We start from the raw sequence: 20,276 nt of genomic DNA on the forward strand, positions 1-20,276 counted from the left end.
ATACGTGAGCAAGAAACCGGGACTGACAGTCCTCGCTGGTCCGACGGCTGTTGGCAAAGGCACCGTGTCCACTTACATCCGGGATAACTACCCCGAAGTCTGGCTTTCCGTATCGGCCACCACGCGCGCCCCGCGCCCCGGTGAGCAGGACGGGGTCCACTATTTTTTCAAGTCCAAGGACGAGTTCGAATCACTCGTGGCGGCCGGCGAGCTCCTGGAGTGGGCCGTCGTCCACGGCCAGAACACGTACGGCACGCTTAAGAGCACCGTGAACCAGGCCATCACGGATGGCAGGTCCGTGCTGTTGGAGATTGACCTGCAGGGTGCCCGCCAAGTCAAGCTGGCCGTTCCGGACGCCCAGTTCGTCTTCCTGGCACCACCCAGCTGGGATGAAATGGTGCGCCGGCTGGTGGGCCGCGGCACGGAAAGTGCCGAGGAGCAGCAGCGCCGCCTGGAAACCGCTAAACTGGAACTTGCCGCTGAACCGGAGTTTGACCATACCGTCATTAATGATGACATTCGCCGGGCAGCGGACGAGCTTGTTTCACTCATGGGGCTGACCCCGCACCAGTAGCGGGTACCAGTCGGCCCGTTAGAATTTGGAGAATTCGTGTCCACGAACCTTGAAGGCATCATCAACCCGCCGATCGACTCGCTGCTTGAGGCAGCTGATTCCAAGTACGGCCTGGTGATCTTCGGTGCCAAGCGTGCACGTCAGATCAACGCTTACTACGCCCAGTTGCATGAGGGCCTGTTCGAATACGTCGGCCCCCTGGTCGACACAAAGCTGAACGAGAAGTCGCTGTCCATCGCCCTGCGCGAAATCAACGAAGGCAAGCTCGTTTCCACGCCGATCGAAGCTGCAGAGTAACGCAGCCGTCCGGGCATATTGCCAGACAGACTGCCTGTTGACGGAGGTCACGTGCGCATAGTCCTCGGAGTCGGGGGAGGGATTGCGGCCTACAAGGTCGCATCGCTCCTCCGGCTTTTTACTGAAGCCGGCCACAACGTCACGGTGATTCCCACCGAGGCGGCCACCCGCTTTGTTGGTGTCGCAACGTGGGAGGCACTGTCCGGCAACCCGGTGAGCAGCAGCGTCTTCGACGACGTCCACCAGGTCAACCACGTCAGGCTCGGCCATGAGGCGGACCTGATCGTGGTGGCACCGGCGACAGCGGACCTGCTGGCCCGCGCTGCCACCGGGCAGGCCAGTGACCTCCTCACCAACACGCTGCTGATGGCCAGGGGACCGGTACTTTTCGCACCGGCCATGCACACCGAAATGTGGCAGCATGCCGCTACCCGTGCCAACGTTGAGACCCTGCGGAGCAGGGGTGTGGCCGTACTTGAGCCGGCCAGCGGCCGGCTCACCGGCACCGACTCCGGCCCGGGCCGCCTGCCCGAGCCGGAAGCCATCTTCGACGCCGCCATGGCCCTTGCCCAGGGCCAGTCCGATTACCAGCTTCCGCTGGCCGCCCGCACCGTTACCATCAGTGCCGGCGGCACCAGGGAACCCCTGGATCCCGTGCGCTTCCTCGGCAACCGATCCTCCGGAAAGCAGGGCGTCTCGCTGGCCGTGGCGGCCCGCAATGCTGGGGCCACCGTGCGGCTGATTGCGGCCCACATGGACGTCCCGGCCCCCGCCGGCGTCGAAGTGGTGACCGTCGAAACTGCCCTTCAGCTGCGCGAAGCCGCGCTGGCAGCGGCTGCTGACTCCGACGTCGTGATCATGGCGGCCGCGGTGGCCGACTTCCGCCCTGCGGAGATCTCCGGCACAAAGATCAAAAAACGCGACGACACGGCGGACCCGGTCATCACCCTGGTCCGCAACCCGGACATCCTGCACGAGCTGGTGGAGGCGCGCAACGCTCCGGACATCCAGTCAGCCCGCCGCAACCAGCTGATTGTCGGCTTCGCGGCGGAAACCGGTGATGGCCAGGGGGACGTCCTGGCGTACGCGGAGGCGAAGCTCAAGCGCAAAGGCTGCGACCTTTTGGTGGTCAACCATGTGGGAACAGACAAGGTCTTTGGGCAGGACACCAACTCGGTAGTCATCCTGGCCCGCTCCGGTGCCGAACCCCAACTGGTGGCCGGCTCCAAGGCCGAGGTCTCGGCCGCCCTCATAACGCGGGTCGGCCATGAGCTGAGCCACCTTTCACCCCGCGCCTGACCGAAAGCGAAGCATCGTTTCCTTAGCACGGGGACACACGCCGCCGGACGACCAATTCCCAACCAGTAAGGTAGTTGAGTGACTTTACCGCTGCACATTCCCCACATCCACGGGGCCACGCCCTCCGCCCTCCGGCTCTTCACGTCCGAGTCGGTCACTGAAGGCCACCCGGACAAGATCTGTGACCAAATCAGTGACGCGATCCTGGATGCACTGCTCGCCGCTGATCCCGAGTCCCGCGTCGCCGTGGAGACCATGGCCACCACGGGCCTGGTCCTTGTTGCCGGTGAGGTCACCACTGACGCGTACGTCGAAATCCCGCAGATCGTCCGGGAGACCATCCTGGGCATCGGCTACGACTCCTCAGCCAACGGGTTCGACGGCGCCCGTTGCGGTGTGTCCGTTTCCATCGGCCAGCAGTCCAAAGACATCGCCGGCGGGGTCTTCAACTCCCTCGAAGCCCGCGAAGGCCGCCAGGAAGACGACTACGACCTCCAGGGCGCCGGGGACCAGGGCCTGATGTTCGGGTACGCGAGCGACGAAACCCCGTCCTACATGCCGACGCCGATCTGGCTCGCGCACCGCCTGTCCGAACGGCTTACGCAGGTGCGTAAGTCCGGCGAGCTCTCCTATCTCCGCCCCGACGGCAAGACCCAGGTCACTGTCGGCTACGACAAGGACCTGCCTGTTTCGGTCGAAACCGTTGTCATCTCCAGCCAGCACGCGGAAGGAACCAGCCTGGACCGCCTGCGCGCGGACCTCGCCTCCTTTGTGATTGAGCCCGTGTTGGCTGCAGCTAACCTGGACATCTCCCGTGCCGCCAATATCCTCAACCCCGCCGGCGAGTTCGTCATCGGCGGGCCCGTGGGCGACGCGGGCCTGACCGGCCGCAAGATCATCGTGGACACCTACGGTGGAATGGCCCGCCACGGCGGCGGAGCCTTCTCGGGCAAGGACCCGTCAAAGGTGGACCGGTCTGCTGCCTACGCCATGCGGTGGGTAGCCAAAAACGTGGTGGCCGCAGGGCTTGCCAAGCGCGCCGAGATCCAGATCGCCTATGCTATTGGCCAGGCCCGCCCGGTAGGCACTTACGTGGAAACGTTCGGCACGGAAACGGTGGACCCGGCGCAGATCAGCGCCGCCATCGCCGAGATCTTCGACCTCCGCCCGCGCGCCATCATCGACGCCCTGGACCTCAAGCGTCCCATCTACGCCAAGACCGCCGCGCACGGGCATTTCGGCCGGGACGATCCCGACTTCACCTGGGAACGGCTTGACCGCGTGGACGACCTGAAGGCCTTCTTCAACGCGTAGGCCGCCCGCCATGGCCTCGCATGAAACTGCGTTTCCCGGCGCTGTCCAGCCGTCACTGCTGCAGGGGTTCCCGGCCACTGCCAAGCCGGCGGGACCGCCATTGGCCGGGGACCTCCCGGTTGCCCGGGTCATCGTGGAGACGTCCCTGCCGCATCTGGACAGGCCGTTTGATTACAGCGTGCCCGCCGAACTGGATGCGGCTGCGCAGTCAGGCGTCCGCGTCAAAGTCCGGTTCAACGGCCAGGAACTCACCGGGTTCATCATTGAACGCACTGCAGAGTCCGACGCCGGCCACACCTTGGTGCCGCTGCAGAAAGTGATCTCCCCGGTCGCCGTCCTCACGCCCGCCGTGCGGGACCTGGTGTCCGCCGTCGCCGCGAGGTACGCCGGCACCGTGAGCGACGTCCTCCGCGTTGCGGTGCCGCCACGGATGGCGCGGCTGGAGAAAGGCTTCCTCGCCGGGGCTGTGCCGGAGGAGGCGGTCTCGGACGCGGCTGTGCCCCAAGAAGCTGCGCCCCAAGAAGCTGAGCCGGACACGCCGGCAGAATCCGCGGCCCCCGCCGTCGAGGACGTTTCCACTACCGGCTGGGCGGGTTACCGAAACGGGCCGGCCTTTGTCCGCCACCTGCACGACGGCGGGTCCCCGCGGGCAGTCTTCAGTCCCCTCCAGGGGTTCGGCCCGCGGGCGTGGCCGCAGCTCATGGCGGAGGCCGTGGCCGCCGTCCGCGCCTCCGGCCGTGGCGCGATAGTGGTAGTGCCTGACTACCGCGACCTCAACCAGTTGGAACAGGCTTTGCTGAAGCTGCTTCCCGCCGATGACATTGCCCGTCTGACGGCTGATGACGGACCGACGCCCCGCTACCTGAATTTCCTGCGCCTCCTGGCCGGGTCAGCGCAGGTGGCCATCGGGACGCGGTCCGCGGCGTTCGCTCCGGTCCGGGACCTGGGCCTTGTTGCCTGCTGGGATGACGGCGATGACCTCCACATCGAACAGCGTGCCCCGTACGCCCATGCCCGCGACGTGCTGCTGCTGCGTGCGGACCAGGACGGCACAGCCTGCCTGATGGCCGGTCATGCGCGGAGCACGGAGTTGCAACGGCTGGTGGAGGCGGGTTGGGCCATGCCCGTCGAGGCGGAGCGGGCATTTGTTCGCCGGCATGTTCCCCGCGTCTTGAACACCGCGGACAGTTTTGAACAGGAGCGTGACCCCCTGGCCCTGGTGGCGCGGCTTCCCGGCGCCGCATGGCGGGCTGCCAAGGACGGGCTGGAGCGCGGGCCGGTGCTGGTGCAGGTGGCAAGGGCCGGGTACGCGCCGTCGCTGGTGTGCGGGACCTGCCGCGAGCCGTCGCGGTGCCAGTCCTGCCAGGGTCCGCTGGCTTTGGCTGGAGCCAGCGGCAGCTCTGCCGTCCCACAATGCCGCTGGTGCTCAACGCCGGCCCCGGACTGGCAATGCATCCACTGCTCAGGGCGAAAGCTCCGCAAAGGCGCCACCGGAGTCCTGCGGACTGCTGAGGAACTGGGCCGCGCGTTCCCCGGAAAGGCGGTGATCACGTCTTCCGGCGACCACGTCAAGGCCCGCGTGGGCAGCGCCCACGCCCTGGTGGTGGCCACTGTCGGGGCCGAACCCGTCGCCGACGGCGGCTACGCCGCTGCGCTGCTGCTCGACGGCGATTCGCTGCTGCGCCGGGAAAACCTTCGCGCCGGCGAGGACACCGTCCGCCGCTGGTTCAACGCCGCAGCGCTGGTGCGTCCCGCGTCCGACGGCGGGCTGGTGGTCATCACGGCAACAGAGAGTGTTGCCGTTGGTGCGCTGTTGCGGTGGGACCCGGCAGGGTACGCCAGGCGCGAGCTGGAGCTCCGGAGGGAACTCCAGCTGCCCCCGGCTGTCCGGATTGCGTCGGTGACCGGCCCCCGGACCGCCGTCGTGAGTTTCACCGCGGCGGTGGAGCACCAGCTGGCCACGTCCGGAGTGACGCTGCGGACTGCCGGTCCTGCGCCGCTGGTGTTCACGGGCCCTGCGGCCGCGCAGCGCGCGGGGGAGGATGTCCGGAGCCTTCTGTTCTTCCCCTACGGCCAGGCGGGCACCGTCACGCGCGTACTGCGCGCAACCAAGGCTGCAGCTGCCGCCAAGCGGAGCGAGGAACCGGTGCAGGTCAGGCTCGACGGGGTGGACGTCCTGTAACTGGAGGTCCCCTACGCGGACGTGCCCTTGAGCGGGCGCTTGCGGCCTGAGCGCGCGGCCACAATGTCGTGGGCCACGTCAACGAGCTGCCGGGCCGACTCGTCCCAGCTGAATTCCGCTGCACGGGCCACGGAACGGCGCGACACCTCCTGCCAGTGTTCGCCATCCCGCAGCTTCTTGACGGCCGCGGCAAATTCCGTGGCGGACTCAGGTTCAACATACAACGCGCAGTCGCCCCCCACTTCCCGGAAAATGGGAATGTCGCTGGCGATCACGGGTGTGCCCAGCGCCATGGCCTCCACCAGCGGCAGCCCGTACCCTTCAGCGCGGGAAAGGCTCGCCAAGGCGGTGGCGCGCTTGAGCAGGACAGCATATTCGTCATCGGTGACACCGTTGTGGAAGACCACCTTGGCACCAGCGGGGATCTTGATTTCCAGTTCAGCCCGGCGTTCAGGGGTGATCCTGCTCAGCAGATGCAGGGTGAAGTCCGGCAGTTCAGACATGGCGGCCACCATGGTCTCCACGTTCTTGTAGGGCATGAACGAACCCATGTAAACCAGCGAATGCTCGGCTCCGGCGGCAGGATCCCGCGGTTCCTGCGCCGGCTGCGGGGCATTGCTGATGATTCGCACTGGCCGCCTGGTCAGCCGGTACTTGGCCATCAGTGCTTCAGTGGTCCTGCTGATGGTGGCCACGATGTCCGCCCGGTTCAGGAGCAGGCGCTGCGGCCAGAATGCCTTGTGGTAAAGGCGCCACAGGATACGCACCGGCATTGGCAGGAAGCCCGGGGGAGCAGGGTGCTCGTAGTAAATGAGGTCGTGCAGGGTCAGGACCAGGCCATAATCGCGGCCCCAGCTGCCCATGGTCTGCATCGGGCAGACCACCACGTCCGCGCCGAGGGGGTTGATTTTGCGGGCCACGAAAAGCTCCATCGGCGACAGCGGACTGTTGATCAGCGTGTACGGAACATCCGGGAGCAGGGCAAGCTGCCGGATGTCACTGATGAGCATGGAAACGTCGGCTACCTTCGCCGTCGCGGCGATCAGGCTGGCACCGTACCGGCTGATGCCGTCATGGTGGTCGGTCCTGGTGAATCGTGCATCGATGACAATCTTCACGCGGGGTGGTCCTTAAGGAAGCTGCGGATGAAACCGGCGGCCGGTCCGGGCGTCTCGTAATGAATGAGGTGGCCGACGCCGGGAATGACTTTGAGGACCCCGTCCGGAAGGAGTGTGGCAAGGTGGTGCTGGTCAGGGAGGGTAGCAATCTCGTCTTTTTCGCCGGCCACCAGCAGGACCGGCAGGGTCAGCTTTCCCGCGACCTCTGCCACGTGGCCGCCCACGGACGCCGTGAAGGACTCGAGCAGGCTTTCCCGGTTGGCAAATGCACTGAAGTAGGAGTGGTGCTGGCCGTGGATGAAACGGCGCAGGTCCTTGCTGCCGGTTTTGGCCATGGCCTCGCTCATGACCCGGATAATCAGGGGGCTCCGCAACAGCGCCAGCCCGAGGGCATGGGGAAGACGGGCGGCCAGCCGGTAGTACAGGACGGCGAGCTTGGTCATGATGCCCTTGGGGCCTGCCAGGGCGGGCGCGGCGATGGGATTGATAAGGATCAGCGGCGTGACTTCCCCGGGGTGGTCGGCCACAAAGTGGGCCGCGACGATCGAGCCGAAGGAGTGCCCCAGCAGGACGGTGTCCGCTCCGAGGCCCACCGCCGCCATGAACGCGCTGATGAAAGTGCCGTATTGTGCTACCGAATGCTCGCCGGCCGCGAACGCTGCGGAGCTGCCGAACCCGGGGAGGTCCGGCATGACGATGCGCATTTCCGGCAGCTGGTCCGCCACCCGCAGCAGGCCGTGGTGGTCGCCACGGAACCCATGGATGACCAGGATGGTGCGGGTTTCGGCGGTGGCCTGGACCGGTTCGTAGGTCCAGTACGCCACGGTGCTGCCGTTGAGTTCGATTTCGGCGGCCTGCGTGCGGGCTGCCAGCCCGGCGCTGAAGTAGGACGGCGCGTCGGATGGCTGGTGGGCAGTTGTCTTCATGACACTCGGTCCTAGTTGACGTTGTCGGGGTGGGAGCCGGTGCGCTCCCCGCGGTCAAGCTCCGCCAGGGCCGCCATGTCGCGGTCCGACAAGTCAAAGCCGAAGACCTCCAGGTTTTCCCGGATCCGGGCCTCCGAGCTGGCCTTGGGGATGGCGATGTTTCCCAGTTGGATGTGCCACCGGAGGATAATCTGGGCGGCGGCCCTGCCATGTTCGGCGGCCAGGGCGAGCACCACGGGATCTGCCAGTACGTGCCCGCGGCCCAGCGGGCTCCAGGCTTCCGTCCGGATCCCCAGGCCCTGGTGCTTCTCCCGGAGTTCGGCCTGCTGAAGCCAGGGGTGCAGCTCAATCTGGTTGACCGCCGGCACTACTTCAGCAGTCTGGAGCAGGCGGTCCAGGTGCACCGGCTGGAAGTTGCAGACACCAATGGCCCGGACCTTCCCCTCGCGGTAGAGCGTTTCCAGCGCCTTGTACGTATCGGCGAAGAGGCCCCGCCGGGCACACGGCCAATGGATCAGGTACATATCCACGTAGTCCAGGCCCAGGTTGACCATGGAAGTATCAAACGCCCGAAGCGTAGCGTCATACCCGTGGTCCTCGTTCCAGACCTTCGTGGTGATAAAGACATCCTCACGGCGGAGTCCCGGCGACGATTCCCCTGAACCTCCGCTCCCGCCGTCGGAATTAACGGCGGCACCCAGGCCCCGCGCAACGCCCGCCTCATTGCCGTACATGGCAGCAGTATCGAAATGGCGGTAGCCGGTGCCCAGAGCCGTCGCCACCAGCGACGAGGCGTCCGCCGCCGGAACCTTGTAGAGCCCAAATCCCAACTGGTCGATTAGCACGCCATTGTTCAGACTGAGGCGGGGCGAAGATTTCATAGGACTGACTCTACCCATTCGGCTACGAGACCCCGCCAAAGCCCACCAGCCGGCGCGCGGTGGCTTCGTCCAGGATCAGGTCCGTGGCGAGGCCTGCGTTAAGGGCGCCCCGCAGGCCGTTGATCTTTGATGCCCCGGACACAACGCAGATCCGACGCCGGACCTGCCGCAGTTGTGAGAGTGCCGGACCGGTTGAGCGCTCATTGAGCACAATCCCGTTGGACGATCCGTCGCGCCGGAAGAACACGGTGGCAACATCGCCCACCACGTCGGAATTGGCGAGCATCCTGAGGTCATTTTCGTCCAGGTAGCCCCCGGCGTAGACGTGGCTCGGGTAGTCGGCTTCGACGGATCCCACGCCGAAAATGGCGATGCTCATGCGGGCCTGCAGGGCCAGAATGCGTTGGACGCTGCGCTCATTCCACATGGCGGTCTTGGTGGCGGCGTGGTCAAAGAAGGCCGGCACGGGGAATTGCTCCACCCGGGCCCCGTAGGCACTGCCAAAGCGGCGCATGATGTCACTGGAGTAAGTGATGCCGGTGGTGTGCATGTTTCCGGCACCGTTCAGCTGGACCACCACGGTGTCGTGGGTGATCTTTCGCGTCAGGTGCCTGCTGACGGCGCTGAGTGTGGACCCCCACGCGACGCCGATGGTCGCGTTGGAATCCACCAGGGGACCGATGGTGCGCGCTGCCTGTAGGGCCACTCTGTCCAGGGTTTCGGCCTCGTTGAGGGATTCAAGCACCGGTACAACGTGGACGTCCACGTTGCACTCCCGCCGGATCAGGCTCTCCAGTTCCGGGCCGGTGTCCAGTGGATTGCGAATCTGGATCTGGACCAGGCCGGAATCGCGGGCAGCGGAAAGAAGCCTGGACACTGTGGACCGGGACGTCCGGAGTTCCCGGGCGATTGCGTCCATGGTCAGGTCCTGGAGGTAATACATCTGTGCAGCCCGCAGCGCGTCCGAGTGCCGTGAGAGCGTCATTCCACTTCCAATCTGCACGTTTGTGCATAGAGCTTGACTACATTTTCCATCAGTTCAAAGAATAGTTGAAGAAGGGCGGCTGACCTGCGATGGTAGCCCCAGAGGACAAAACCCAGGGAGTAGATTTTGGGACCCAAGGACACATTTGGCCATGCTGACACCACGCCCTCGACGGCGGCGGTGCCGCGCGCTGCGGTGCAGGGGTTAAGGCAGCGTCCGAACGTCAAGGTACTCATTATCGGTGGCGGAATTAACGGCGTGGGCACTTTCCGCGACCTTGCCCTGCAGGGTGTTGACGTTGCCCTCGTGGAACGCGGCGACTACTGCCAGGGTGCCAGCGGCGCATCCTCGCACATGATCCACGGCGGCATCCGCTACCTGGAGAATGGGGAGTTTCGGCTGGTCAAGGAATCGGTGGTGGAGCGCAACCGCCTCCTACGGATCGCACCCCACTACGTAAAGCCGCTCCAGACCACGATCCCCATCTTCAGCACATTCTCCGGGATCCTGGCCGCACCGCTGCGGTTCCTCACGCACAAGCAGGGCAAGCCGAAGGAACGCGGCGCCTTCTTGATCAAGGTGGGCCTGAGCCTGTATGACTCGTTCTCCAGGGACGGCGGCTCGGTGCCGCGCCACAAGTTCCTCGGGCGCAAGCGAGCACTCGCCGAGCTGCCGGCACTGCATCCCGCTACAAAATACACGGCGACGTACTTCGACGCTTCCGTCCACAACCCGGAGCGGCTGACTCTCGACGTTCTTCAGGACGGCGAAAAGGCCGGAATGGGCAATGCGGGCCTGTCAGGCAGGACGGTGCGCGCCACAAACTATGTCTCGCTGCAGTCGATGACGGCTGGTGTGCCATCCCGGGACGGCAGCCCGGCAGCGGGCAGCACCGTCCAGCTCCGCGATGAACTGACCGGCGAGCTCTTTTACTTCACCGCCGATGTCATCGTCAACACCACCGGCGCCTGGGTTGACCTGACCAACCAGGCCATGGGTGCAGCATCGGCCTTTATGGGCGGCACCAAAGGATCCCACATTGTGCTGGACCATCCGGAGCTTCTTGACGCGTGCAAAGGCCGGGAGATCTTCTTTGAACACACGGACGGCCGGATTGTCCTGATTTACCCCATGGGGGACAGGGTTCTGGTCGGAACAACCGATGTGGACGCCGACATGACCCAGGACGCCGTGTGCACGGACAGTGAGATTGAGTACTTCCTTGAACTCATCGGCCATGTCTTCCCTGGTATTCCGGTTGATCGCGGGCAGATCGTCTACACGTTCTCCGGCGTGCGCCCGCTGCCGCGGCATGACTCGACCCAGCCCGGATTCGTTTCCAGGGATTACCGGATCGAACGGCAGGCGAGTGCGGCCGGTGCCGTCGTCTTCAGCCTGGTGGGCGGTAAATGGACAACGTTCCGTGCCTTGGCCGAACACATGTCTGACACTGTGCTTTCCGAACTTGGCCTGGAACGGAAGGTGTCGACGGGCAAGCTCGCCATTGGGGGCGGTGCAGGTTTCCCGGCCGACGATGAGGGCATCCAGAAATGGATCAAAGCCCACGTCTCACACACGCGTGATGCCGACCGTACCGCGGTCCTGCTGACCCGCTACGGCACCCGGGCCGCGGAAGTCATCAGCTACCTCGACGGCGGTCCTGACCGCCTGCTGAGTTCCACCCGCGAACTCAGTGTCCGCGAACTGGAATACATGGCCGGAATGGAGCAGATCGGGCACCTCGCTGATGTCCTCATCCGCCGTACGTCCCTGGCCTTCCGGGGGCTGGTTACGGGGGAGTTGTTGAACGAAGTGTGCGAGGTGCTCGCCGGTCCGTTGGGCTGGGACGCCGCAGCACAGACCGGTGAGATCCGCCACGCCAGGGAGGTGTTGGAGCGGTTACACCGCGTACAGATCCACAGCCTGGTCGCCTAGGCAGCCCAGGCTGAGCCGGAGCGTTATCGCGCTCCGGCTCAACGGTCCTTCAACCCGCGAGGGACCGAAAACAAAAAATAGAGGAGTCAATGATGTCTCTTGGAATTGTTTTTCTTTCCGAAGTCTTCGGAACTGGGATGCTCACCCTGCTGGGTTGCGGCGTCGTGGCCAACGTGGCCCTAAAAGGGACCAAAGGTAACAGCGGCGGGTTCCTGATGGTCGCTTGGGGGTGGGGCATCGCCGTGTTTTGTGGTGTATTTGTTGCCGCCAAGTCCGGCGCCCATCTCAATCCCGCCGTGACCCTCGGCCTGCTGGTCAACGGTAAGGCGGAGTATGCGCCCGGAGTCCGCGTGGATGTGGCGTCGACATTTACCTACTTTGGCGCAGAACTGCTGGGCGCGTTCCTTGGCGCGGTAGTGTGCTGGGCCGCCTACAAGCAGCACTTCGACGCCGAAACGGAGGCCGCCAGCAAGCTCGGAACCTTCTCCACCGGTCCCGCCATCCGCTCCACCCCGTGGAACCTGGTCACCGAGATCATCGGCACTTTCGTGCTGGTTTTCGTGATCCTCACCCTCGGCGGAACGCCCTCCGGACTGGGCCCGTTGGCTGTGGCCCTCCTTGTTGTGGGCATCGGTGTTTCACTGGGCGGTCCCACGGGCTACGCCATTAACCCTGCCCGCGACCTTGGCCCCCGCATTGCCCATGCGTTACTGCCCATCAAGGGCAAGGGAACCAGCGACTGGGGCTACTCGTGGATTCCGGTCGTCGGACCCTTGGTTGGTGGTGCCTTGGGCGGGATCGTCGCCAAGCTCGCTCCCATCATCATCACAGCCGCCTCCTGACCGTACAATAACCAACCCTGCATATAGACAAGGACGTCAACATGAACCAGTACGTAATCGCCATCGACCAGGGCACCACCAGCTCCCGAGCTATCATCTTTGACCACAGCGGCAGCATTGTTTCATCCGGCCAGTTGGAGCACGAACAGATCTTCCCGCAGGCAGGCTGGGTGGAGCACAACCCCGCCGAGATCTGGAACAACACCCGGGAGGTCATCGGTTCCGCACTCTCCAAGGCGAACCTCACCCGCCACGACATCGCCGCCGTCGGGATCACTAACCAGCGCGAAACGGCAGTGGTATGGGACAAGACCACCGGCGAAGCCGTGTACAACGCCATCGTCTGGCAGGATACCCGCACGCAGAACATCGTGGATGAGCTGGCGAAGGACGGCGGCCCGGAACGGTTCAAGCAGAAGGTGGGCCTTCCGCTGGCCACCTACTTTTCCGGCACCAAGATCAAATGGATCCTGGACAATGTCGACGGTGCCCGGGCCAAGGCAGAGGCGGGAGACCTGGTCTTCGGCAATACGGACTCATGGGTCCTCTGGAACCTGACCGGCGGGGTAGATGGCGGCGTGCACGCCACCGACGTCACCAACGCCTCCCGCACGCTGTTTATGGACCTTGACACCCTGGCCTGGGATGAGGAAATCCTGGGTATTTTTGGCGTCCCGCTGAGCATGATGCCGGCCATTAAGTCCTCGTCGGAGGTCTACGGCACGGTGCATACTTCCCAACTGCTGCGCGAAGTCCCTGTCGCCGGCATCCTGGGCGACCAGCAGGCAGCGACCTTCGGCCAGGCGGCCTTCCAGACCGGCGAAGCGAAAAACACCTACGGCACCGGCTGCTTCCTGATCTTCAACACGGGCGAAGAGATCGTCCATTCGAAGAACGGCCTGCTGACCACTGTGGGATACAAGCTGGGTGACGCCCCAACGCATTACGCGCTGGAGGGCTCCATCGCCGTCACCGGATCCCTGATCCAATGGCTGCGGGACAACCTGGGCATGATCAGCAGCGCGCCGGAGGTGGAGACCCTGGCGGCCTCTGTCGAGGACAACGGCGGTGTTTACATCGTGCCGGCGTTCTCCGGGCTCTTCGCCCCGTACTGGCGTTCGGATGCCCGCGGCGCAATCGTTGGCCTCACCCGGTTCGTCAACAAGAACCACATTGCCCGCGCCGCGCTCGAGGCCACGGCATTCCAGACCCGCGAGGTGCTGGACGCCGTCAACGCGGACTCCGGTGTTCCCCTCACCGAATTGAAGGTCGACGGCGGCATGGTAGCCAACGATGCGCTCATGCAGTTCCAGGCAGACATCCTGGGCGTTGCGGTGATCCGGCCCAAGGTGGTGGAAACCACGGCACTGGGTGCGGCCTACGCTGCGGGTCTCGCCGTCGGATTCTGGAAGGACCTCGGGGAGCTGTCCGCCAACTGGTCAGAAGACAAGCGCTGGGAACCGCAGATGGACCAGACGGAACAGGACCGCCAGATGCGCCTGTGGAAGAAGGCCGTCACGAAGTCCATGGATTGGGTGGACGAGGACGTGAGGTAACTCAGCCCGTAGTCGAAAAAGGGGCCGGTGACTCCCGCCCGCCCGTCCCCAGCGGCGAGGGCGTCACCGGTCCCTTTTTCGTACGTTGTGGGCATTCGTGGGGAGCAGCTGGGGACGGTCTGGCGGGAGATGTTGGCCTGTCCTTTGGTCCAGACGCCTCAGTCTTCGTTGGCTAGTACTATTCCTGCGTTGCCGTCGACTGTGACTCTTTGGCCGGTGTGGAGGACTTTGGTGGCGTTGCCTGTGCCTACAACGGCGGGGATGCCGTATTCGCGGGCTACGAGGGATGCGTGCGCGGCAAGGTTGCCGCCGTCCGTGACTACTGCTGCGGCGCCGGCAAAAAGCGGGGTCCATGCCGGCGCCGTGGCTTTAGCCACCAGGACTTCGCCCGGGAGGAAGCGGGCGAAGTCCTCGGGGCCGTCCACCACCCGAACGCGGCCTTGTGCCCGGCCCGGACTGGCCGGATGCCCCACCAGGGCGCCGGGAGGCAATCTTCTGGTGCTGCGGGCCGAGTTTGCCAGGCGATCAAAGGCATTGCCCAGCAGCGGCGGCATTTTCCCCAGCGTGAGCGGCGCGGCCAGCTTCCGTTGCCGGAGCCAATCCCGGCGCCGCCTTTCGACGTTGGCCTGCTGCGATTGCGCGTCTTCGCGGAGGGCTTCCAGCGTGAGGAAGTAGACGTCGCCGGGCGCCGCGACGATGCCGCGGTCCTGGAGGCGGGCGCCAAGCTCGGCTGCACAGCGGCGCAGCAGTGGCCAGCCCAGGGTGAAGTCCCGGACCTGCTCTTCGCGGAGCAAGGCGTAGCGCTGGGCCAGGCCCAGGAGGACCTCAAACCTCGCCAGCCTGCGGGTTCCCTTCAGTACGGTACGGCACGCAACCTCGGCAGCCCTTCGCCGTTCAGCGGCAACCAATTCGGGCGCTTGCCGTACTTGGGATCCGGCACCCTGGACGTGCGATGGAAACTGTTCGCCCGCCGTCGCGTGGTACCAGTCAATGCTGTACACGGCATGGGCAACTTGGACAGGCAGGGTGGGGGACAGGCCGCCCAGGAGGGCCTGGTAGCCCATGGCTTCGTGGGAACCCGGTGTTGACTCAGCCGCGAGCGGACCGGCCACGTGCCGGCGCCAAAACCTGGCCAGGGCCAGCTCCAGCTTCCACGCGGCGCCGCCTGTGGCCGCGAAGAACCAGAGATACTCCCCGGCTTTCCCGGCTACCTTGTCCACGACGTCCATCAGCTCCGGCACTGTGGCCGTTGCGGCGGCAAGGGGCGGAGTGTCAACAAGCTGCCGGTAGGCGGGCAGACACTCGGTGCGCCACTCGTGTTCGAGGCTTCGCAGCACGGTCCTGTCTGCGCCTGCGGGGTCAAACATGGGCCGCACCACGGCGTTGAAGAAATAGGGCAGCGACTGCCGGTGCCCGCTGAGCAGCAAGCGGGGGAGTTGCCGCGGGGTGGGCGGAGAGACGTAGTACCAGCCGTTGACTGCAGTGTTCTCCATCGGCACATCAATCCCCACAGATCTGCGGACCGCCTCGTTGTAGGCAGCGTCTATCCGCGGAATCACCCAATCCATAAACAACGGAGTCACCGGTTCGGGCAACCATTCGCCCAGACGGAAGTTCCTGAGCCACGCACCCTTTCCGGGCGGCTGCCAGCTCACGGGGTCGGGGACCGCGGTCATGGGCCGGGCCTGCAGTATTTGGAGGTTGCCCGCGCGGTCCACGGCCCACTCGATGTCCTGGGGGCAACCGAAATGCCGGGCAACCCGGGCCGCGCCGGTGGCCACCGCCGTCGCGCTTTCCACTGAGAGGACGCCTGCGGCGCCACCGGCCAGAATGGGACCTCCAGCACCGGCAATCCATTCCTCGCCGGTCGCCACGCCTGAAACCAGGCCCTCAGCAAGTCCCGGTACCGCCGAGATCACGGTTTCAGCCCGGTCACCGGTCAGGGGGTTGGCGGAGAAGGCTACGCCGGCAGCCGCGGGATCGACCATCTGCTGTACCAGGACCGCCATGACCGCACCCTCATCACCCGCCGGGTGGCCTCCGGATCCGGGCATGATGGACGATTCGTAGGCCCGAATACGGCCGGCGTTGGCCGAGTCAAAGCAGCGCTGCACGGCCGCGGGGAGATCGGGTGGGGCCACGCTGAGGTAACTCTCATACATACCGGCAAACGAGGCACCTGGCAGGTCCTCGGCAGCGGCTGATGACCGGACCGCATATGGGCCGGGCCCGGCGGCCAGTGCCGCGCCCTGCAGTCTTTTCGCCGCCACAGCGGAGGACTGGGCGGACAACGCCGCAAAGGCAGCTTGTGTCACCACGAACCCAGCGGGAACCGGGAAACCCGCAGCCAAAAGGCTGGACAGCGCCGCCGCCTTGCTGCCGGCAGACTCCCGGCGCAGTGCCGCAGGGGAGCCGAGAGGGGGAAGGAGGATGTCATCACCCACCACTGTCACCGGTCCGGTCTGTTGCTCCGATGCAACCTGTTGCATTTGCGGGCTTCAGTCTATTCGCGCCGGGACTGTGCGGGATAGGTCATCCGCACGGCAATGCCCTTCCCTGGTGCGCTAAAGTAGACCTATGCGTGCGATCCTTCTGCTTAGCTAGCCGCCCGGAATCCGGAGACTACCGGACTGCCGGGCGGCCGCCCCTCCATGGAGAGGGGCTTTTGTGTGTCCGGGCAAGTTTGCCGGGCCGGCATCAGAAGGGATCAGACCGTTGGGGCAGCACAGATGCCACAACAGAACAGAAGAGGGCAGCAGTGAGCGTTCAGCCGGAGACCGAGACCGGAACAGCAGTGGCGGCGGAAACACCCGAAGAGGGTGCCTACAGCTTCGCGGCGATGGAGGCCAAATGGCCGCAGGTGTGGGAAGACCTCAAGGTCTTCACCCCCGTGGATGACGGCTCCCGCGAGCGCCGTTACGTCCTGGACATGTTCCCTTACCCCTCGGGCGACCTCCACATGGGCCACGCCGAGGCTTTTGCGATGGGCGACGTTGTGGCGCGCTACCTGCGGCAGCAGGGTTTCGATGTCCTGCACCCGATCGGCTGGGACTCCTTCGGCCTGCCCGCGGAGAACGCAGCCATCAAGCGCAACGCCCACCCCAGCGAGTGGACGTACGCCAACATCGATACCCAGGCCGCGTCCTTCAAACGCTACGCCATCTCCGCGGACTGGTCCCGGCGGGTACACACCTCGGACCCCGAGTACTACCGCTGGACCCAGTGGTTGTTCAAGCGCTTCTACGAGCGCGGCCTTGCCTACCGCAAGGACTCCCCGGTCAACTGGTGCCCCAAGGACCAGACGGTGCTGGCCAACGAACAGGTTGTCAACGGTGCCTGTGAACGCTGCGGTACTCCCGTCACCAAGAAGTCCCTGAACCAGTGGTACTTCAAGATCACCGAGTACGCCGACCGGCTGCTCGAGGACATGGACGAACTGCGCGGGCACTGGCCCGAGCGCGTGCTGGCCATGCAGAAAAACTGGATCGGCCGCTCCGAAGGTGCCCACGTCAACTTCGTGATCGAGGCTGTCGCCGGCAAGCCAGCCAAGGACGTCACCGTCTTCACCACCCGCCCGGACACCCTGTACGGCGCCACGTTCTTCGTCGTCGCAGCCGATGCGCCGATCGCCGTCGAGCTCGTCACGGACGAGCACGTTGGGGCCCTGGACGCGTACCGCGAACAGGTCAAGGCGCTGTCCGAAATCGAACGCCAATCCACTGAACGTGAAAAGACCGGTGTCTTCACCGGCCGGTACGCGGTCAACCCCCTGAACGGTGAGAAGCTGCCGGTCTGGGCAGCGGACTATGTTCTGGCCGACTACGGCACGGGCGCCATCATGGCCGTTCCGGCGCACGACCAGCGTGACCTCGACTTCGCCAAGACGTTCGATCTGCCCGTCCGCGCCGTGCTGGACACCGGCGAAGACGATCCCGCCGTTTCCGGCAAAGCCACGGCAGGGGAGGGAACGCTGATCAACTCCGGCGTGCTGGACGGGATGCCCAAGTCAGCGGCCATTCCTGCCGCCATCGCCATGCTGGAAAAGCAGGGCACGGGCGAAAAATTCGTGAACTTCCGCCTCCGTGACTGGCTCCTGAGCCGCCAGCGTTTCTGGGGCACCCCCATCCCGATCATCCACTGCCCCGCCTGTGGTGAGGTTCCCGTCCCTGATGAGCAGCTGCCCGTGACCCTGCCGGCGGACCTGCGCGGCGAGGACCTGTCCCCGAAGGGCACGTCACCGCTGGCTGCCGCCGAAGCCTGGGTCAACGTGGACTGCCCCAACTGCCACGGCCCGGCGAAGCGCGATACCGACACCATGGACACCTTCGTGGATTCGTCCTGGTACTTCCTGCGGTTCGTTTCCCCGCAGTACACCGAGGGTCCCTTCGACCCGGCGAAGATCAACGAGTGGATGCCGGTAGGCCAGTATGTGGGCGGCGTGGAGCACGCCATCCTGCACCTGCTGTACGCCCGCTTCTTCACCAAGGTCATCCATGACCTCGGAATGCTCGACGCCGATGAACCCTTCAGCGCGCTGCTGAACCAGGGCCAGGTCCTCAACGGGGGCAAGGCCATGAGCAAGTCGCTGGGCAACGGCGTGGACCTTGGCGAGCAGCTGGACAAGTATGGTGTGGATGCCGTGCGCCTGACCATGATCTTCGCCTCGCCGCCGGAGGACGACGTCGACTGGGCCGACGTTTCGCCGTCGGGATCCGCGAAGTTCCTGGCACGCGCCTGGCGGCTGGCGCAGGACGTCACCAGCGAGGCCGGGGCTGACCCAGAGTCCGGGGACCGCGCACTCCGGTCGGTCACGCACCGCACCATCGCCGACGCCGCCGCCCTCCTGGACAACAACAAGTTCAACGTCGTGGTGGCCAAGCTGATGGAGCTGGTCAACGCGACCCGCAAAAACATTGACGCAGCGGGCGGTGCCGGCGGAGCCGATCCGGCCGTCCGCGAGGCCGCGGAAGCCGTAGCGGTTATCCTGAGCCTCTTCGCGCCGTACACCGCGGAGGATATGTGGAACGTCCTGGGCCACCCGGCCTCGGTGGCGAACGCCGGCTGGCCTGCCCACGACGAAGCGCTGCTGGTCCAGGAGACCGTTACCGCTGTGGTCCAGGTCCAGGGGAAGGTCCGCGACCGGCTTGAGGTGTCCCCGGACATCAGCGAGGACAAGCTGCGCGAGCTGGCGCTGGCCAGCGACAACGTGCAACGAGCAATGGACGGCCGTGGCATCCGCACGGTGATCGTGCGGGCGCCTAAACTGGTCAACATCGTCCCGGCCTAGCCGGGCGCCGGCCGCCGGGGCCTCCGGCGGCCGGCCTTAAACCAGGAGGCCTCTTGCCCGACCGTGATGCCGGCGCCTGGCTTTGGCTCCGGGAGCGCCTCGCCGCCCTCCGTCCCGCGGCCCGCCCGGGCTTGACCACGGAGGCGTCCGCCGTCGTGGTCCGTACCGCCGTGGTGACCGATTCCGCGTCTGCGCTGCCGGGAGACTGGGTGGCCGGGTGTGCCAACGACGGTCTGCTGACCGTGATTCCGATGCCCGTGATGGTGGGCGAGGAAATTTACGGCGAGGGCGAAGACGACATCACCGAAACCATCGCATTGGCCCTTGCCGGCGGTAAATCAGTCAAGACGTCCCGGCCGTCACCGGGCCAGTTTGAGCAGGCCTTCCTCGCCGCCGGGCGCCGGGGATATGAGGCCGTTGTCTGTATCCACATCTCCGGGGGGTTGTCCGGCACTGCTGACGCCGCCCGGCTGGCTGCGGGGCGCGCGCACATCCCGGTGGAGGTCCTCGACTCCGGCACGGTGGGCATGGCGTTGGGGATGGCCGTCCAGAGTGCCGTGGCCGCCGCTGCTGCGGGGCTCGAGGCCGCTGCGGTCAGTGCGGCGGCGACTGACCGGCTGGCGCGCACCAAGGTCTATTTCTATGTTCCCAGCCTCGAGCAGTTGCGCCGGGGCGGACGGATCGGGGCCGCCGCGTCGCTGCTGGGGACAATGTTCGCCATCAAACCCATCCTGGCGGTCGACGGCGGCAAGATCGTGCCGCTGGAAAAGGTCAGGTCGGCAGCCAAAGCCATTGCCCGGCTCGAGGAGATCGCCGCCGCGGACGCCGCATCCCGTCCTGCGGGACTGGCCCGCTTTGCCGTCCACCATTTCGGGAATCCGGCGGAGGCGGAAGGGCTCGCGGCCAGGTTGGCCGCCGCGTTGCCCGGCTGTCCGCCGGCCCAGATCAGTTCGCTGCCCGCCGTATTGGCCGCACACGCCGGTCTGGGCGTGCTCGCCGTGATTGTGGGGGAGGACATCCCGCCTCCCGTGACTCCGGAAGCGCTGTCCACATAGAGGCGGTCGGGTCTGTCTCGGTCGG

15 protein-coding genes are annotated in these 20,276 nt (G+C 65.6%); 10 read left to right on the plus strand and 5 right to left on the minus strand.

Going from position 1 to position 20,276, the window contains the following annotated elements; translation table 11 throughout:
* Positions 1-4: 4 nt before the first annotated feature.
* The 5 genes from gmk (at position 5) to ABIB45_RS02760 (ending at position 5,666) form a co-directional block, all read left to right on the plus strand.
* A complete protein-coding gene (gmk, locus tag ABIB45_RS02740) occupies positions 5-574 on the plus strand; it encodes a guanylate kinase (RefSeq protein ID WP_354214357.1) in 570 nt (189 codons plus the stop codon).
* 36 nt (positions 575-610) lie between these two features.
* Entirely contained in the window at positions 611-871 is a 261-nt protein-coding gene (gene rpoZ, locus ABIB45_RS02745) for a DNA-directed RNA polymerase subunit omega (RefSeq protein ID WP_003800778.1), read from the plus strand.
* A gap of 51 nt (positions 872-922) precedes the next feature.
* Positions 923-2,170 (plus strand): bifunctional phosphopantothenoylcysteine decarboxylase/phosphopantothenate--cysteine ligase CoaBC, encoded by a 1,248-nt coding sequence (gene coaBC / locus ABIB45_RS02750; protein ID WP_354214358.1) that lies wholly within the window; start codon positions 923-925, stop codon positions 2,168-2,170.
* 78 nt (positions 2,171-2,248) lie between these two features.
* Positions 2,249-3,484, plus strand: a complete 1,236-nt coding sequence (gene metK / locus ABIB45_RS02755; protein WP_354214359.1) for a methionine adenosyltransferase — start codon at positions 2,249-2,251, stop codon at positions 3,482-3,484.
* Between the two features lie 10 nt (positions 3,485-3,494).
* Positions 3,495-5,666: a primosomal protein N' gene (locus ABIB45_RS02760; RefSeq protein ID WP_354214360.1), complete on the plus strand. Its 2,172-nt coding sequence runs from the start codon at positions 3,495-3,497 to the stop codon at positions 5,664-5,666.
* 11 nt (positions 5,667-5,677) lie between these two features.
* Here the strand turns inward: ABIB45_RS02760 and ABIB45_RS02765 are convergent, their stop codons facing one another.
* Genes ABIB45_RS02765 through ABIB45_RS02780 form a run of 4 tightly spaced genes read right to left on the minus strand, consistent with a single transcriptional unit; the run spans position 5,678 to position 9,576 of the window.
* On the minus strand, positions 5,678-6,784 hold the full coding sequence (locus ABIB45_RS02765) for a glycosyltransferase family 4 protein (protein WP_354214361.1): 1,107 nt from the start codon (positions 6,782-6,784) through the stop codon (positions 5,678-5,680).
* The gene (locus ABIB45_RS02770; RefSeq protein WP_354214362.1) at positions 6,781-7,710 is read right to left on the minus strand and encodes an alpha/beta fold hydrolase; all 930 of its coding nucleotides are present in this window, start codon (positions 7,708-7,710) and stop codon (positions 6,781-6,783) included. The genes ABIB45_RS02765 and ABIB45_RS02770 overlap by 4 nt, the downstream gene beginning before the upstream one ends.
* 11 nt (positions 7,711-7,721) lie before the next feature.
* A complete protein-coding gene (locus ABIB45_RS02775) occupies positions 7,722-8,591 on the minus strand; it encodes an aldo/keto reductase (protein WP_354214363.1) in 870 nt (289 codons plus the stop codon).
* 22 nt (positions 8,592-8,613) lie between these two features.
* Positions 8,614-9,576 carry a sugar-binding transcriptional regulator gene (locus tag ABIB45_RS02780; RefSeq protein WP_354214364.1) on the minus strand — a complete coding sequence of 321 codons (963 nt, stop codon included), beginning with the start codon at positions 9,574-9,576 and terminating at the stop codon, positions 8,614-8,616.
* A gap of 180 nt (positions 9,577-9,756) precedes the next feature.
* Between ABIB45_RS02780 and ABIB45_RS02785 the strand changes: the two genes are divergently transcribed.
* The 3 genes from ABIB45_RS02785 to glpK all read left to right on the plus strand — a co-directional run bounded on the left by ABIB45_RS02785 (position 9,757) and on the right by glpK (position 13,909).
* Positions 9,757-11,511, plus strand: a complete 1,755-nt coding sequence (locus tag ABIB45_RS02785) for a glycerol-3-phosphate dehydrogenase/oxidase (protein ID WP_354214433.1) — start codon at positions 9,757-9,759, stop codon at positions 11,509-11,511.
* Between the two features lie 92 nt (positions 11,512-11,603).
* Positions 11,604-12,353: an MIP/aquaporin family protein gene (locus ABIB45_RS02790; protein WP_354214434.1), complete on the plus strand. Its 750-nt coding sequence runs from the start codon at positions 11,604-11,606 to the stop codon at positions 12,351-12,353.
* Between the two features lie 41 nt (positions 12,354-12,394).
* The gene (glpK, locus tag ABIB45_RS02795) at positions 12,395-13,909 is read left to right on the plus strand and encodes a glycerol kinase GlpK (protein ID WP_354214365.1); all 1,515 of its coding nucleotides are present in this window, start codon (positions 12,395-12,397) and stop codon (positions 13,907-13,909) included.
* Positions 13,910-14,067: 158 nt separating this feature from the next.
* On the opposite strand, the gene ABIB45_RS02800 is transcribed toward glpK, so the two are convergent.
* Positions 14,068-16,398: a PEP/pyruvate-binding domain-containing protein gene (locus tag ABIB45_RS02800; RefSeq protein ID WP_354214366.1), complete on the minus strand. Its 2,331-nt coding sequence runs from the start codon at positions 16,396-16,398 to the stop codon at positions 14,068-14,070.
* Positions 16,399-16,667: 269 nt separating this feature from the next.
* Between ABIB45_RS02800 and leuS the strand changes: the two genes are divergently transcribed.
* Both leuS and ABIB45_RS02810 read left to right on the plus strand, forming a co-directional pair.
* A complete protein-coding gene (gene leuS, locus ABIB45_RS02805) occupies positions 16,668-19,196 on the plus strand; it encodes a leucine--tRNA ligase (protein ID WP_354214367.1) in 2,529 nt (842 codons plus the stop codon).
* Between the two features lie 53 nt (positions 19,197-19,249).
* Positions 19,250-20,251 (plus strand): DegV family protein, encoded by a 1,002-nt coding sequence (locus ABIB45_RS02810; protein WP_354214368.1) that lies wholly within the window; start codon positions 19,250-19,252, stop codon positions 20,249-20,251.
* The last annotated feature ends 25 nt before the right edge of the window (positions 20,252-20,276 follow it).

Origin of the sequence: Arthrobacter sp. UYCo732 (genome assembly GCF_040547265.1) — a bacterium.
GTDB lineage: Bacteria > Actinomycetota > Actinomycetes > Actinomycetales > Micrococcaceae > Arthrobacter.